This window comes from Kitasatospora sp. NPDC088779 (genome assembly GCF_040685395.1).
Lineage (GTDB): Bacteria > Actinomycetota > Actinomycetes > Streptomycetales > Streptomycetaceae > Kitasatospora.
The window spans coordinates 1,274-15,984 of record NZ_JBFBHW010000088.1 but is presented as its reverse complement, the minus strand read 5'-3'; the positions used below and the strand labels follow the sequence as shown (position 1 = coordinate 15,984).

Here is a 14,711-nt window from a genome sequence, read left to right as displayed (position 1 = left end):
CCCGAGGACGCCCCCTCCGACGGCCACCTGGAGCGCTGGCGCGAGCTGCGCGAGACCATCCACCGGGACGTCTGCGAGAAGGGCTACGACCCGGAGCGCAACACCTTCACCCAGTACTACGGCGGCAAGGAGCTGGACGCCTCGCTGCTGCTCATCCCCCAGGTCGGCTTCCTGCCGCCGGACGACAAGCGCGTCATCGGCACCATCGAGGCGATCCAGCGCGAGCTGTCCACCGAGGACGGCTTCGTGCTGCGCTACCCGACCCACGACGAGAGCGGCAACAACGTCGACGGCCTCTCCGGCCACGAGGGCGCCTTCCTGGCCTGCTCGTTCTGGCTGGCCGACGACCTCGCCATGATCGGCCGGGTGCAGGAGGCGCGCGAGCTGTTCGACCGGCTGCTCGCGCTGCGCAACGACCTCGGACTGCTCGCCGAGGAGTGGGACCCGCGGCTCAAGCGCCAGGTCGGCAACTTCCCGCAGGCCTTCAGCCACGTCCCGCTGATCGACACCGCACTGCGGCTGACCGCCTGCGGCGGCGCCTACCTGTCCGCCCAGCCGGACGGCCTGGCGGCCGAGCGGGTCGAGCAGGCGACGGTCTAGCAGCCCGGCGGCCGGCGGTCCGGCGGCCTAGGGCCGCTGGACCAGCTCGTCATAGGTGCTGAGCACCTGGGCGACGGTGGCGGCCTCGTCCGGCCAGGTCTCGGCCTGCTGCCGGCCGGCCGCCACCAGCCGCTCGCGGCCCGCCGGGTCGGCCAGCAGCCCGCGCACCGCCCGGCCGATCGCGACCGGGTCGCCGGCCGGCACCAGCACGGCCGCGTCGCCGACCAGCTCGGGGATCCCGCCGACGGCGGTGGCGACCACCGGCACGCCGGCCCGCATCGACTCCTGCACCACCAGCGAGCGGGCCTCCCAGCGACTGGCGACCACCACCACGTCGGCGGCCGCCAGCAGGTCGGGCACGTCGGTGCGGAAGCCGAGCAGCCGCACCGGCAGCTTCTCGGCGGCGACCCGCTCGCGCAGCCCGGCCGCCTCCGGGCCGTCCCCGGCGACCAGCAGCAGCGGCTCCGGGTCCAGCACGGACAGCTCGCGGGTGGCGTCCAGCAGCAGCCCGAAGGCCTTCTGCGGGACGAGCCGGCCGACCGCCAGCACCAGCGGCCGGTCCGGGCCGTCGCCGAGCAGCGCGGCGCGCGCCGTGGCCCGGTCGAGCCGGCCCTCGGGCATCGGCGGGGCGGCCACCGGGCCGAGCCGGGCGTCGGTGGCGCCCAGCTCGCGGGCCCGGGCGACCAGGTCGGAGGAGGCACCGAGGACGAGGTCGGCGGCGCGCGCGACCCGGCGCTCCATCAGCCGCTGCAGGCGGCGTTCCAGGCCGGTGGCCAGCAGCGCGTGGTGGGAGGTGACCACCAGCGGGGTCTCCGGGCGCAGGCCCGGGAAGCGGCCTGCCGTGCGCAGGGCGAGGTCGGCGAGCAGTCCGGCGCGCAGCCCGTGCGCGTGCACCACGTCGGCGCCGGTGAAGGCCCGGCGCAGCTCACCGATCGCGGTGGCGTCACTGCGGGCGCCGGCGGTGGGGGTGATGTCGACGGTGTGGAACCTGGCGCCGGTGCGGGAGAAGCCGAACAGCGCGTCCGTGCCGGCCGGGGCGCACACCGTGACGATCACGCCGTGCGCGACGAGGCCCTGCGCCAGGGAGCGCACGTGGGCACCGATGCCGCCGGTGCTGGCGGCCAGGACGAGTACCACGTGCAGCTGTCCCGGTTCTGGGGTGGCAGCGGCGGCCCGGGCGGCGGAATGGTCCACGTTCTCTCGCATCCGACTCGATCAGGTTCGCGCGCCGCTTCGCGAGGGTTGCCCGTCGGCGGCGCTCGGGACTGGAAAGCCAATGTCCAGCCGCCACCATGCCAGGTCGGCGGCCCTCTTGGACAGTCGGCGCCACCAGGGGCGCGTCGCCTTCCGTCCGCAAGGGCCACCCGACCCTGTCGGCGGGTCGGGCACCCCGGCCAGGACCTGTCGCAGCAGGTCCGGCCGGGCGCTCGACGCGAAGTGCCCCAGGCCCTGTCCGGCAAGATCGGCCGGACACGCCCTAGCGGTGGCGCGGGGCCCGGGCGGCGGCCAGCAGTTCCTCGGCGTGGGCCCGGCCGAGCTCGGAGTCCTCCAGTCCGGCCAGCATCCTGGAGAGTTCGCGCACCCGCTCCTCGTCGTTCAGCACCTTGACGCCGCTGCGGGTCACGGTGCCGTCGTTGGTCTTCTCCACCACCAGGTGCCGGTCCGCGAAGGCGGCGACCTGCGGCAGGTGGGTGACCACCACGACCTGGGCGGATTCGGCCAGTTTGGCCAGCCGGCGGCCGATCTCGACCGCGGCCTTGCCGCCGACGCCCGCGTCCACCTCGTCGAACAGGTAGGTGGGGACGGGGTCGGCGCCCGCGAAGACCACCTCGACGGCGAGCATCACGCGGGACAGCTCACCTCCCGAGGCGCCCTTGGCGATCGGGCGGGGCTGGGCGCCGGGGTGCGGGGCGAGCAGCACCTCGACCTCGTCCACGCCGTGCGGGCCGTAGGCGACGGTGCGGCCGTCGACCTCGATCCCCGACAGGTCGTCGACCTGGGCGATCGAGAAGGTCACCCGGGCGTGCGGCATCGCCAGTTCGGCGAGTTCGGCGGAGACGGCCTCGGCGAAACGCCCGGCCGCGGCCTGCCGGGCGCCCGACACCTCGGCCGCCAGCTCGGCCAACTCGGCCCGCAGCGCGGTCTCCTGGGCGCCGAGCCGGTCGATCCGGTCGTCGTCGCCGTCGAGTTCGGCGAGCCGGGCGGAGCTGGCCTCGGCCCAGGCGAGCACCTCGGCGAGGGAGTTCTCCGGGCCGCCGTACTTGCGCAGCAGCTGGGCCAGGACGGCCCGGCGGTCCTCGACGGCGGCGAGCCGGACGGGGTCGGCGTCCAGGTCGTCCGCGTAGCCGGCCAGGTCGCCGGCCACGTCGGCGAGCAGGTAGCCGACCTCGTTGAGGCGGTCGGCGAGGCCGGCGAGGCGCTCGTCGTGGTGGCGCACAGCGTCCAGCGCGCGGCGGGACTGCGCGAGCAGGGTGCCCGCGTCCAGTGCCTCCGGGTCGGCCGGGTCCCCGGCCAGGGCGGCGTGGGCGAGGGTCGCGGCGGAGGACAGCGCGTCGGCGTGGCCCAGCCGCTCGGCCTCGGCGGCCAGCTCCGTGTCCTCGCCGGCCACCGGCTCGGCGGCGGCGATCTCGTCCAGGCCGAAGCGCAGCAGATCGGCCTCCTGCGCGCGTTCACGGGCCCGGGTGGTCAGCTCCTCCAGGGTGGCCGAGACCTCGCGCAGGCTCCGGTAGGTCTCCCGGTAGCGGGCCAGCGGTTCGGCCACCGCCTCGCCCGCGTACCGGTCCAGCGCGCCGCGCTGGCGGGCCGGGCGCAGCAGCCGCTGCTGGTCGGTCTGGCCGTGCACGGCGATCAGTTCCTCGCCGAGTTCGGTGAGCAGCCCGACCGGGACCGCCCGCCCGCCGACGTACGCCCGGGAGCGGCCCTCGGCGGAGACGGTCCGGCTGATCAGCAGGGCGCCCTCGTCCAGTTCGGCCCCGGCCTCGGCCGCGCGGATCGCCGCCGGGGAGCCGGCGGGCAGCTCCAGCCGGCCCTCGACGACGGCGCGTCCGGTCCCGTTGCGCACCAGGCCCGGGTCGGCGCGACCGCCGAGCAGCAGGCCGAGGCTGGTCACGACCATGGTCTTTCCGGCGCCGGTCTCACCGGTCACGGCGGTGAAGCCGGGGGCGAGTTCGACCACCGCGTCGTCGATGACCCCAAGATCCCGTATCCGCATCTCGTCCAACACGGAGACGACCTTACGAGGTTCCACCCCCGGCGCGCGACGAGCGGCAACGCCGCGCGGCAACTCCGTGCCCGGAAGTTCACCCCTTCCGGGGCGTTTGCCCGGGTCCCGGTACCGTGCACCACGGCAGGAAGATCTGCACCAGCGGGCCGATCGCCAGTGCGTACGCGACCGTGCCGACCCCGGCGGTGCCGCCCAGCAGGACACCGGCGACCAGCACCGTCACCTCGATGCCGGTGCGGATCAGCCGCAGCGAACGCCCGGTGCGCCGGTGCAGGCCGGTCATCAGGCCGTCGCGCGGGCCGGGGCCCAGGCGGGCACCGATGTAGAGGCCGGTGGCCAGGCCGTTGAGCAGGATCGCGGCGGCCATCAGCGCGATCCGGGCGGGCAGCCCGTGCGGGCCGTCGACCATCCGCAGCGTGAGGTCCATCGAGGCGCCCAGCACCAGCACGTTGGCGACGGTGCCGACGCCCGGGCGCTGGCGGATCGGGATCCACAGCAGCAGGACCAGGGCGCCGCAGATGGTCACCCAGGTGCCCACCGAGAGGCCGGCGACGCGTTGCAGGCCCTGGTGGAAGACGTCCCACGGGTCGAGGCCGAGGCCGGAGCGCAGCATCAGCGCCATGCTCGCGCCGTACAGGTAGAGGCCGACGGCGAGCTGCGGGATCCGGCGGCCCAGGGCGTGGGTGTCGCCGAGCACCCGGGCGGCGAGCGGGGGCCGGGCGGCCTCCGGGGCGGGTTCGGACGTGGTCGTGGGCGTGGTCGTGGTGGCCATCGGGTGCTCCTGCGGGTGGTGCTGCACCCCGGGCGGCCCCGGCGGTGGCGGACTCGACGGCCGCACTGCCATGATGGTCAGGCCAATAGAGCCCGCTCCAGGGCCAATTTCGAGCAAGTGGACTGATCAGCCTTGGCCGACTGGCACACCACCATCACCCCGCCCGCGCTCGCCCGGCTGCTCGCCGCCGCCCGGCTGCCCGAACCAGCCACCGCCCGCCGCCCCGCCTACCGGACCCTCGCCGGGCAGATCCGGCTGCTGGTCACCGAGGGCCGCCTGCCGGTCGGCGCCCGGCTGCCCGCCGAACGCGAACTCGCCGGCGCCCTGGAGCTGAGCCGCACCACCGTCGCCACCGCCTACGAGACCCTGCGCGCCGACGGCTACCTGCTCAGCCGCCGCGGCGCCGGCAGCTGGACCGCCCTGCCCGAGGGCGCCCCGCCGCCCAGCGACGCGCTGCACCCCGTCCCCCCGGACGAGCAGGGCCGCACCCTGGACCTCGGGGTCGCCGCCCTGCCGGCCCCGCAGCCGTTCCTCGGCGAGGCCACCGTCCGGGCCGTCGAGCAGCTGCCCTGCTACGCCGCCGGGCACGGCCACTACCCCACCGGCGTCCCGGTGCTGCGCGAGGCCCTCGCCCGCCGCTACACCCAGCGCGGCCTGCCCACCACCCCCGACCAGATCCTCGTCACCACCGGCGCGATGGGCGGGCTGCACCTGGTCCAGCGGGCGCTGATCGGTCGCGGCGACCGGGTCGCCGTCGAGGCGCCCAGCTACGCCCACACCCTTCAGGCGCTCCGGATCACCGGCGCCCGCCTGGTGCCGGTGCCGTACGGCTACCGCCCCCAGCCCGAGTGGGACCTCGCCGAGTGGCGCGGGGTGCTGCGCGGGGCCGCGCCCAAGGTCGCCTACGTGATCCCCGACTTCCACAATCCGACCGGTGCGCTGATCGGCGAGGAGCAGCGCCGCGAGCTGCTGGCCGCCGCCCGAGCCGCCGGCAGCATCGTCCTGGTCGACGAGACCACCGCCGAACTCGGCTGGGGCGTACCGGAGTCCGTCCCGCTGCCGCGCCCGATGGCGGCGCTGGACCGGTCCACCCAGGTGGTCACCGTCGGCTCGGCCAGCAAGCTGCTCTGGGGCGGCCTGCGGATCGGCTGGGTCCGGGCCGCGCCCGCGCTGGTGCGCCGGCTGGCCGCCGACCGGGTCTACAGCGACGTCGGCACGCCGGTCCTGGAACAGCTGATCGCCGCCGAACTGCTGGGCGAGCCGCTGCCCGCCGTCCGGGCGCACCAGCTGGACCGGCTGCGGGCGACGGCGCACGCCTTCGCCGCCGCACTGCCCGAGCACCTGCCGGGCTGGTCGTTCACGCCACCGCCCGGCGGCCTCTCGCTCTGGGTGTCCACCGGCGGGCTGTCCGGCGCGGCGCTGGCCCGGGCCGGGGAACGCGCCGGGGTGCGGATCGCCTCGGGCAACCGGTTCGGCTCGGACGGCGCGTTCGAGCACCACATCCGGATCCCGCTCACCGTGCCGGCCCCGGCCGTCCCCGCCGCCGTGCAGCGGCTCGCCGAGACCGCCGCCCGGGCGACGGCGGGCGGCCGGTACGGGCCGCCCGGCGACACCCCGCCGCTGGCGATCTGACCGGCGAACCGACGGGCGGTCAGCAGTGGGTGTTCGCCCGCCCGCGCCAACCCGTCACCGGCAGCGCGAACTTGGCCACCAGCCGGTCGGTGAACGGCGCCCGGTGCAGTCTGGCCAGGCGCACCGGGGTCTGCCCCCGGCGGACCTCCACCCGTGCGCCGGCGGGCAGTTCGACCGTGCGCCGCCCGTCGCACCAGAGCACGCCGTGCGGGGTCTTGGGCTGCACCTCGACGGCCAGCACCGAGTCCGGCGAGGTCACCAGCGGGCGGGCGAACAGCGCGTGCGCGGAGATCGGCACCATCAGCAGCGCCTCCACCTCCGGCCACACCACCGGCCCGCCGCCGGAGAACGCGTACGCGGTGGAACCGGTCGGCGTCGCGCACACCACGCCGTCGCAGCCGAAGTTGGAGACCGGGCGGCCGTCCACCTCGGTCACCACCTCCAGCATCCGCTCCCGGGACGCCTTCTCTATCGACGCCTCGTTCAACGCCCAGTCCTGGTGCACCACATCGCCGTTGGTGCGGACGATGACGTCGATCGTCATCCGCTCCTCGACCTCGTAGTCGGCGTCGACCACCCGCTCGACCACCACGGCCAGATCGTCCCGCTCGGCCTCGGCGAGGAACCCGACCCGGCCCAGGTTGATCCCGAGCATCGGCAGCCCGTGCTCGCGGGCCAGCTCCGCCCCGCGCAGCAGCGTCCCGTCCCCGCCGGCGACCAGGATCAGCTCGCAGCCGTCCGCCGCGCCCGGCCCCCCGGCCACCTTCTCGACCCCGTCCGGCAGGTCCAGGTCCAGCGCCTCGGAGGCGAGCAGTCTGATCCGGATGCCCGCCTTCAGCAGCCCGTGCACCAAGGCCTCGACGCTGCGCAGCGCCGCCGCCCGGCCGGTGTGCGCGATCAGGAAGACCGTACGTTCTTCATCGCTCATGCCGCTGCCCTCTCCCTCACGCCTGCCGGGTCGCCTTCGGCCCCGGTACGGCCGCGTCACACAGCATGACGGACCGGACGCCCCCACAGCACCCTATCGGGGCCCCTCCGCGACGGCCCGGTCCGCCTCGGCGGGATCCAGCTGCGGGGCGTCCCGGCGCAGCCACAGGAAGTACTCCACGTTCCCGGACGGGCCCGGCAGCGGGCTCGCGGTGACGGCGCGCACGCCCAGCCCGAGCTCCCACGCCTGCCCGGCGACCTGGCGCACCATCTCGGCGCGCAGCTGGGGGCTGCGCACCACCCCGCCGCTGCCCAGGCGCTCCTTGCCGATCTCGAACTGCGGCTTGACCATCAGCACCAGGTCCGCGTCCCCGGCCGCGCAGGCGGCCAGCGCGGGCAGCACCAGGCCCAGCGAGATGAACGACAGGTCGCCGACCACCAGGTCGACCGGGGTGCCGCCGATCAGCCCCAGGGTCAGCTCCCGGACGTTGGTGCGGTCCATCACCGTCACCCGCTCGTCGCTCTGCAGCGACCACGCGAGCTGCCCGTAGCCGACGTCCACCGCCAGCACGCCGGCCGCGCCGGCCCGCAGCAGGACGTCGGTGAAGCCGCCGGTGGAGGCGCCCGCGTCCAGCGCCCGGCGGCCCTCGACCACCAGGCCCTGCGGGACGAAGGCGGCGAACGCCCCGGCCAGCTTGTGCCCGCCGCGCGAGACGTAGTCGGGGTCGTTGTCGTCCTCGGCCACCACGACCGCGGCCGAGGTCTCCACCTGGGTGGCCGGCTTGGTCGCGGTGGTGCCTCCGACGGTCACCCGGCCGGCCGCGATCAGCTCGGACGCGTGCTCACGCGACCGGGCCAGCTTGCGGCGGACCAGCTCCGCGTCGAGTCGGCGTCGTGCCACTGCCACTGGTGTTTCAGCTCCTACGGGTCCTGCGGGTCGTTCCAGGGTCATTCCTGGTCGAGCGCGGCCAGCGTGTCGGCCAGCCGCTGGTGAACATCTTCGTACACCTCGACGTGTGCCTCGGCCGGGACCCCGTCCAGGGCCTCCAGCCGGGCCAGCCCGGCGTCCACGACGGGGTGGCCGGTCGGGGTCGGTTCCACGCCGAGCGGTTCGACGGCTTCAGCTGGTCCGGTCATCGGGCTTCTTCGTGCTGGTGGCCTTGCGGACGGTGGTCTTCTTCGTCGCCGTACGCTTCGCGGGCGCCTTGGGCTGCGCGGGCGGCTCGGCGGCGGTCTGCTGCGCGGTGGCGGTCTTCTTGACGGCCGTCTTGCGCACGGTCGTCTTCTTGGTGGCCGTCTTCTTGGCCACCGGCTTCTTGGCCGCCGCCTTCTTCGCCGGGGACTTCTTCACCCCGGCCCGGCCCGCCGCCGGGGCCTTCTCCGCCGAGGTCTGCTCCGCCGGGGCCGGCTCCGCTGCCGTGGGCTTCTTCGCCGGGGTCCGCTTCGCGGCGGCCTTCCCCGGTAGCGACGGCCGTACCGGCGGGACGGGCGGGTCGACCTCGACCGGCTCGTCCACCTCCACCCGTTCGGCCACTACCGGCTCCCCCGCCGCCAGGGCCGCCGGCTGCTCGTCCGCCCGCTCCCAGCCGCGCCCGAACAGGTCGTCCGCCCGGGGCGCCGGCGCCGGCTCCGCCGCCTCGTCGAACCCGGCCGACCGCACCGCGGGCTCGGCCTCCTCCTCGACCTCGCGCAGCTTGCTCTCCAGATAGGCGAGCACCACGCCGACCTTCATCACCTGGTCGCCGACCTTCTCGAAGGCCTTCTCCACCTCGCCGCGCGCCACCCCGACGGCCAGGTCCACCCCGGCCCGCCCGGCGGTGACCGCCTCCTCCGCCAGCGTCTGCAGCGTCTTCGCCGACGGCGGGAACTGCCCGCCGAGCCGGCGCTCGACCTCGGTGACGTCGACCCCGGTCCGCTCCAGGATCACGGCCGCCGTCCCGACGACCCGCTTGCCGACCTCCTCCGCCAGCCCGGCGGCGACCTCCACCACTCCCCGCACCGTCCTCGGCAGCATCCGGGTGCCTCCTTAGCGCCTGCGCGCATCGCTCCGTCGCCGTCGGTGCCCGGGCCGATCCGGGCACCCCACGGACGACGCTACCGCCAAAACCCGCCTGCGGTACCGTGGCCCGGCAGGGACCATCGCCGTCACCTGCCGCAACCACCAGGGAACCCAGGGAGGGGAACCACCGCCATGGCCAACGCCGAGGAGTGCCGCGAGGCGCTGGAACAGCTCAGCCGGAACATGGCGAAGTCCACCGGTGACGTCCGCAGGGCGGCCGCTCTCGACCGCTCGCTCAGCTGCCGGATCACCGACCTCGACCTGACCTTCACCGGCCAACTGCGCGACGGCCGGATCCACGACCTCGCCTCGGCCCCCGGCGCCCCGGCCGAGAAGGCGGCGATCCGGCTCACCATGAGCAGCGACGACCTGGTCGCCGTGGTCTTCGGCGGGCTCAACTTCGCGTCCGCCTGGGCGGGCGGCCGGATCCGGCTGGAGGCGAGCTTCCGCGATCTGCTGCGGCTGCGCACCCTGCTCTGAACCCGGCCGCCGTGCTCCTTCCCTCTTGGACCCGAGCGCTCCGGACCCAAGTGCTCTGGACCCAAGTGCTCCGGGCCCGACCGCCCTCGCGTTGAGCGCCGCGCGGCGGCTCAGAACCCCAGCTCGGCCAGGGCCTTGCGCCCGTCGGCCGGTGCGCCGTCCGCGTCCAGCGCCGTCCACGCCGCCGCGCACAGCGCCCGCAGACCGTCCCAGCGGTCCCCGCCGCCGTCCAGCCGCAGCACGCCGCCGGCGGCCGACGCGACCCAGCCGCCGCAACCGAAGCCGTCCGCCCCGGTCGTGACCGCCGGGTGCGGCTCCAGCAGCCCGCGCAGGTCCGCCGACAGGTAGGTCGGCCGGTGCTCGGCCGGGGCCGCCAGCAGCTGCGCCGGGGTGGTCACCCCGGTGAAGACCAGCAGGCTGTCCACCCCGCCGTTGAACGCGCCCTCGATGTCGGTGTCCAGCCGGTCGCCGACCACCAGTGGCCGCCGCGCACCGGTCCGCAGCACGGTCTCCCGGTGCATCGGCGGCTGCGGCTTGCCCGCCACCACCGGGTCCACCCCGGCGGCCGCCCGCACCGCCGCCACCAGCGTCCCGTTGCCGGGCGCGATGCCGCGCGCGGTCGGGATGGTCAGGTCGGTGTTGGAGGCCACCCACGGCAGCCCCTGCTGCACCGCGTACGCGGCCTCCGCCAGCTGCGCCCAGCCGACCGACGGGTCGTAGCCCTGGACCACCGCGAGCGGCTCCTCGGCCAGCGAGCGGACGGCGACCAGCCCGCGCTCGGCCAGAGCCTCCTCCAGCCCCGGGCCACCCACGACCAGCACCTTCGCCCCGGCCGGCACCTTCTCGGCGACCACCCGGGCGGCCGCCTGCGCCGAGTTGATCACGTCGGCCGGCTCGGCCGGCACGCCCAGCCCGGTCAGGTGCTCGGCCACCACCCGCGGCGGGCGGGAGGCGTTGTTGGTCACGTACGCGAGCCGCATCCCGGCCGTCCGGGCGGCGGCCAGCGCGTCCACGGCGTGCTCGATCGCGTGCGGGCCCGCGTAGACCACGCCGTCCAGGTCCAGCAGCGCCGTGTCGTACGCCTCGGTCAGCGGCTGCTCGCTGCCGCCGGGGGCGGTCCGTCGCACGGTGGTGGCCGTCTCGGTCATGGCTGCGCTACCTCATTCACTGCGTCGTTCACTTCCTCGGGTGCCCCCGAGCGGGTGGCCCTTGAGCCGGTGGGCCCTTGAGCGGGTGGGCCCCGAGCCGGTCAGACCTCGTCGTCCGCACCGGCGTCGCCCGTCGGCGCCCCGTCCGGGCCCGGCGGGGGCGCCAGGTACCCGGGTGCCCCGGGCAGCAGCGGGCCGAACGCCCCGGCGCGGGCCGCCAGGGTCGCCCTGGTCTGCCGCAGCGCCGCCTGGTAGTGCTCGGTGCCCGGCCGCATGGCCACGGCCAGCGCCAGGTGCTCGGCGGACGTCTCGAAGTCGCCCAGCCGGGCCGCCGCGACGCCCCACCCGAACTGAGCGTAGTCGTCCGACGGATCGGCCAGCGCGACGGCCCGGAAGTTCTCCAGCGCCGCCGCGTACGAACCGGTGTCGAACTGGGCTCGCGCCAGCGTCTCCCGGATGCTGCGCGACTGCGGCTCGGCCGCCGCCGCCCGGACCAGCAGCTGCTCGGCGGCCGCCGGGTTGCCCTGGGCCAGCAGCCTGCCGCCGCGCCGGAACCAGTCGTACACGTCCCCGGTCGGCTCGCCGGAACGCCCCTGCGCCGGCACGCCGCCGTGCGCCGGAGCGCCCCCGCCGCCGACGCCGGCCGGCCCGCCCTGCTCGGCCGGGCCGCTGCCGTCCAGCCGTTCCTGCCCGTCGTCCATGCGGTACCTCGCCCTCGGTCGCACACCCGTCCCACAGGTCAGCACGGGTATTCCGATCTCTCAACAACGCGTACCCGGTTACGATGCCCAGAATGAGCACACCCAGTGCAGAAGACGGAGTCGAGACTCCCGAGGGCAGCCCCGGCAATCCCGGGCACGTCGCCACCGCAGGCCTGTCCCTGTCACCCTTCCGAGGCCTGCGCTACGTCCCCGATCGGGTCGGTGCCCTGGCCGCGGTCATGTCACCGCCGTACGACGTCGTCGACCCCGGCCGCCGGCTCGACCTGGAGACCGCCGACCCGCACAACGTGGTCCGGCTGATCCTGCCCAGGCCCGAGCCCGAGGACGCCGGCGATCGGCCCGACCGCGACACCAAGTACCGGCACGCCGCCCGGCTCCTGGCCGCCTGGCAGCGCGAGGGGATCCTCGCCGCCGACGCGGCGCCCGCGCTCTACGTCTACGAGCAGCGCGTGCCCGCCACCGGCGACTCCCCCGAACTGCTCCAGCGCGGGCTGATCGGGGCCCTCGCGGTGAGCGGTCGCGAGGCCGGCGTGGTCCTCCCCCACGAGGACGTGATGCCGCGGCCGGTCGCCGACCGGGTCGGCCTGATGCGCACCACCCGGGCCAACCTCGAACCGCTGCTGCTCACCTACCGCGGCGGCGGCGGCGCCTCCGGCGTCATCGAACGGACCGTCCAGGGCGAGCCGCTGCTCTCCACGGCCACCAGCGACGGCACCCACCACCGCCTCTGGGCCGTCGCCGACCCCGCCGAGATCGCCGAGATCAGCCGCGACCTCGCCACCTGCCGGGCCCTGATCGCCGACGGCCACCACCGCTGGGAGATGTACCTCCGCCTCCAGCGCGAGCACCGCCACCTGCCGCGCAGCCCGTGGGACCGCGGCCTGGTGCTCCTGGTGGACACCGCCCGCTACCCGCTGCGGGTCCGGGCTATCCACCGGGTGCTGTACCGGCTGCCCGTGGCCGAGGCACTGGAGAGGCTCGGCGACCAGTGGAAGGTCAAGGAGGTCCCCGGCCCGCTGACCGCCGCCCTCCAGGCGCTCGCCGAACAGAAACGGCACGGCGGCAACGGCTTCATACTGACCGGCGGGGACGGCGTGTACTGGCTGCTCGGCGAGCCCGAGGAGGCACTGCTCGACGCCACCGTGCCGCACGACCGGCCCGAGGAGTGGCGCCACCTGGACGCCACGGTCCTGCACGCCACCCTGCTCGACCGCACCTGGCACGTCCCCGACGGCCCGGACGACATCGGCTACCTGCACACCGCCGCAGCCGCCGAGCAGGAGGCCGCGCGCACTGGCGGCACCGCCGTCCTGCTGCACCCGGTCCGGGAGAGCGTGGTCCGCAGGCTCGCCGAACAGGGCGTCACCATGCCGCGCAAGTCCACCTCCTTCGGGCCGAAGCCGGCCACCGGACTGGTGCTGCGCAACCTCGAACTGGGCTAGGTTCCCCGCCGAAACGCGAAGAGGCCCTGCCTGCTTCCCCTGGAATTCCAGGGGAAGCAGGCAGGGCCTCACTCGTCGGTCGGAGCCGCTCAGCTGCGGGCGTCGCCCTTGGCCTCGGCGTCAGCCTTCGCCTCGTCCTTGGCCTCGGTGGCGCGCGCGGGCACCACGCCGTCGAACTCCTCGTCGATCTCGAGGTCGTCCTCGTCGTAGTACTCCTCGACGTCCTCCTCGTCCTCGAAGATGACGCGGTCGTCGGAGGCCTCGCCGCCGCGCTTCTTCGCCGGGGCGTCGGCCTGCTCGGACTCCTCCTCGGCCATCTCCGGGTCGAGCGCGTCCACGAACTCCACGCCGTCGATCTCGGCCAGGCGCTCCGCCGCGTTGGTCGTGCCGTCGGTGTCGGCCTCGGCCGCCTTCGCGAACCAGTCACGCGCCTCGTCGCCACGGCCGGCCGCGATCAGCGCCTCGCCGTAGGCGTACCGAAGACGCGCGGTCCACGGGTGCACGGCGCTGGAGGCCAGCTCCGGGCTCTGCAGGGTCACCACGGCCGCGTCGAACTGCTCCATGTCGGAGCGGGCGCCGGCGGACACCAGGCGCATCTCGACCTGGCCGGCCTTGTCCAGCTGCTTCACCTCGGGCTCACCGGCCATCGCCAGTGCCCGCTCCGGACGGCCCAGACCGCGCTCGCAGTCGGCCATCACGGGCCACAGGTCCGCGCGGCCGGTCATCCGACGGGCGGCACGGAACTCGGTCAGCGCCTCGGAGTACCGCTGCGTCATGTACGAGGCGAAACCGGCCGCCTCACGGACGGCGGCCACGCGGGAGGCCAGACGGAGCGCGACGCGGGAGAACTGGTAGGCCTCCTCCGGCTCGGTGTCGAGCAGGCGGGCCACCATCACCAGGTTGCGGGCGACATCGTCCGCGAGCGTCTTGGGAAGGCTCTTGAGCTCCTGGCGCACGTCCCCGTCCAGCTCGAAGCCGGTGACGTCCTCCGGGATCGGCAGGCGCTTGACGGGCTCGTAGTTGCCACGACGGTCGTCGTAGCCGCCCCGGTCGTCACGGCGGTCGTCGCGGTTGCCGCGGTAGCCGCCGCGGTCGTCCCGACGGTCGCCGCGGTCGCGGTTGAAGCCGCCACCGGAGGGGCGGTCGTCGCGACGGAAGCCGCCACGGTCGCCACCACGGTCATCGCGGTTGAAACCACCCGAGGGACGGTCGCCACGGTCGCGGTTGAAACCGCCACCGGAGGGGCGGTCGTCACGACGGAAGCCGCCACGGTCGTCGCGGTCGCGGTTGAAGCCGCCACCGGACGGACGGTCGTCACGACGCGGACGGTCGTCACGGTCACGGTTGAAGCCGCCCGGACGGTCATCGCGACGGAAACCGCCGCCACCGGACGGGCGGTCGCCACGGTCGCGGTTGAAACCGCCACCGGAGGGGCGGTCGTCACGACGGAAACCGCCACGGTCGCCACCACGGTCATCGCGGTTGAAACCACCGGACGGACGGTCGCCGCGGTCGCGGTTGAAACCGCCACCGGAGGGGCGGTCGTCACGACGGAAACCGCCACGGTCGCCACCACGGTCATCGCGGTTGAAACCACCCGACGGACGGTCCCCGCGGTCGCGGTTGAAACCGCCACCGGAGGGGCGGTCGTCACGACGGAAACCGCCACGGTCGCCACCACGGTCATCGCGGTTGAAACCACCCGA

General features: G+C 75.2%; 14 protein-coding genes. 4 read left to right on the top strand and 10 right to left on the bottom strand.

Annotated elements, in window-relative coordinates:
• A partial coding sequence (locus AB0P03_RS39695) for a glycoside hydrolase family 15 protein (RefSeq protein ID WP_363633573.1) occupies nt 1-600 on the top strand: 600 nt, incomplete at its 5' end.
• A gap of 27 nt (nt 601-627) precedes the next feature.
• On the opposite strand, the gene AB0P03_RS39690 is transcribed toward AB0P03_RS39695, so the two are convergent.
• The 3 genes from AB0P03_RS39690 to AB0P03_RS39680 all read right to left on the bottom strand — a co-directional run bounded on the left by AB0P03_RS39690 (nt 628) and on the right by AB0P03_RS39680 (nt 4,445).
• On the bottom strand, nt 628-1,806 hold the full coding sequence (locus AB0P03_RS39690; protein ID WP_363633572.1) for a glycosyltransferase family 4 protein: 1,179 nt from the start codon (nt 1,804-1,806) through the stop codon (nt 628-630).
• Between the two features lie 271 nt (nt 1,807-2,077).
• On the bottom strand, nt 2,078-3,811 hold the full coding sequence (gene recN, locus AB0P03_RS39685) for a DNA repair protein RecN (RefSeq protein WP_363633577.1): 1,734 nt from the start codon (nt 3,809-3,811) through the stop codon (nt 2,078-2,080).
• 88 nt (nt 3,812-3,899) lie between these two features.
• Nucleotides 3,900-4,445 (bottom strand): hypothetical protein, encoded by a 546-nt coding sequence (locus AB0P03_RS39680; protein ID WP_363589381.1) that lies wholly within the window; start codon nt 4,443-4,445, stop codon nt 3,900-3,902.
• Between the two features lie 282 nt (nt 4,446-4,727).
• Here AB0P03_RS39680 and AB0P03_RS39675 point away from each other — a divergent pair, with 282 nt between their 5' ends.
• Nucleotides 4,728-6,227, top strand: coding sequence for a PLP-dependent aminotransferase family protein (locus AB0P03_RS39675; RefSeq protein WP_363589363.1), 1,500 nt, complete (start codon nt 4,728-4,730; stop codon nt 6,225-6,227).
• A 19-nt stretch (nt 6,228-6,246) separates the two neighbouring features.
• Here the strand turns inward: AB0P03_RS39675 and AB0P03_RS39670 are convergent, their stop codons facing one another.
• From AB0P03_RS39670 to AB0P03_RS39655, 4 genes are all read right to left on the bottom strand, one after another.
• Entirely contained in the window at nt 6,247-7,155 is a 909-nt protein-coding gene (locus AB0P03_RS39670) for an NAD kinase (protein ID WP_063349647.1), read from the bottom strand.
• Nucleotides 7,156-7,248: 93 nt separating this feature from the next.
• Nucleotides 7,249-8,106, bottom strand: coding sequence for a TlyA family RNA methyltransferase (locus AB0P03_RS39665; protein ID WP_363589365.1), 858 nt, complete (start codon nt 8,104-8,106; stop codon nt 7,249-7,251).
• Nucleotides 8,103-8,291, bottom strand: a complete 189-nt coding sequence (locus AB0P03_RS39660) for a hypothetical protein (protein WP_363589367.1) — start codon at nt 8,289-8,291, stop codon at nt 8,103-8,105. The genes AB0P03_RS39665 and AB0P03_RS39660 overlap by 4 nt, the downstream gene beginning before the upstream one ends.
• Nucleotides 8,275-9,168 (bottom strand): histone H1-like repetitive region-containing protein, encoded by an 894-nt coding sequence (locus AB0P03_RS39655; protein ID WP_363633570.1) that lies wholly within the window; start codon nt 9,166-9,168, stop codon nt 8,275-8,277. Before AB0P03_RS39655 ends, AB0P03_RS39660 begins: the two co-directional genes overlap by 17 nt.
• Nucleotides 9,169-9,345: 177 nt before the next feature.
• Here AB0P03_RS39655 and AB0P03_RS39650 point away from each other — a divergent pair, with 177 nt between their 5' ends.
• Nucleotides 9,346-9,693, top strand: coding sequence for an SCP2 sterol-binding domain-containing protein (locus AB0P03_RS39650; RefSeq protein ID WP_363589371.1), 348 nt, complete (start codon nt 9,346-9,348; stop codon nt 9,691-9,693).
• Nucleotides 9,694-9,803: 110 nt separating this feature from the next.
• Here AB0P03_RS39650 and AB0P03_RS39645 read toward each other — a convergent pair whose 3' ends face one another.
• Both AB0P03_RS39645 and AB0P03_RS39640 read right to left on the bottom strand, forming a co-directional pair.
• Nucleotides 9,804-10,841: an HAD-IIA family hydrolase gene (locus tag AB0P03_RS39645; RefSeq protein WP_363589373.1), complete on the bottom strand. Its 1,038-nt coding sequence runs from the start codon at nt 10,839-10,841 to the stop codon at nt 9,804-9,806.
• 101 nt (nt 10,842-10,942) lie between these two features.
• On the bottom strand, nt 10,943-11,542 hold the full coding sequence (locus AB0P03_RS39640; RefSeq protein WP_363589375.1) for a tetratricopeptide repeat protein: 600 nt from the start codon (nt 11,540-11,542) through the stop codon (nt 10,943-10,945).
• A 92-nt stretch (nt 11,543-11,634) separates the two neighbouring features.
• Between AB0P03_RS39640 and AB0P03_RS39635 the strand changes: the two genes are divergently transcribed.
• Nucleotides 11,635-13,005, top strand: a complete 1,371-nt coding sequence (locus AB0P03_RS39635; RefSeq protein ID WP_363633569.1) for a DUF1015 domain-containing protein — start codon at nt 11,635-11,637, stop codon at nt 13,003-13,005.
• Between the two features lie 89 nt (nt 13,006-13,094).
• On the opposite strand, the gene AB0P03_RS39630 is transcribed toward AB0P03_RS39635, so the two are convergent.
• Nucleotides 13,095-14,006: a hypothetical protein gene (locus tag AB0P03_RS39630; RefSeq protein WP_363633575.1), complete on the bottom strand. Its 912-nt coding sequence runs from the start codon at nt 14,004-14,006 to the stop codon at nt 13,095-13,097.
• Nucleotides 14,007-14,711: the final 705 nt, after the last annotated feature.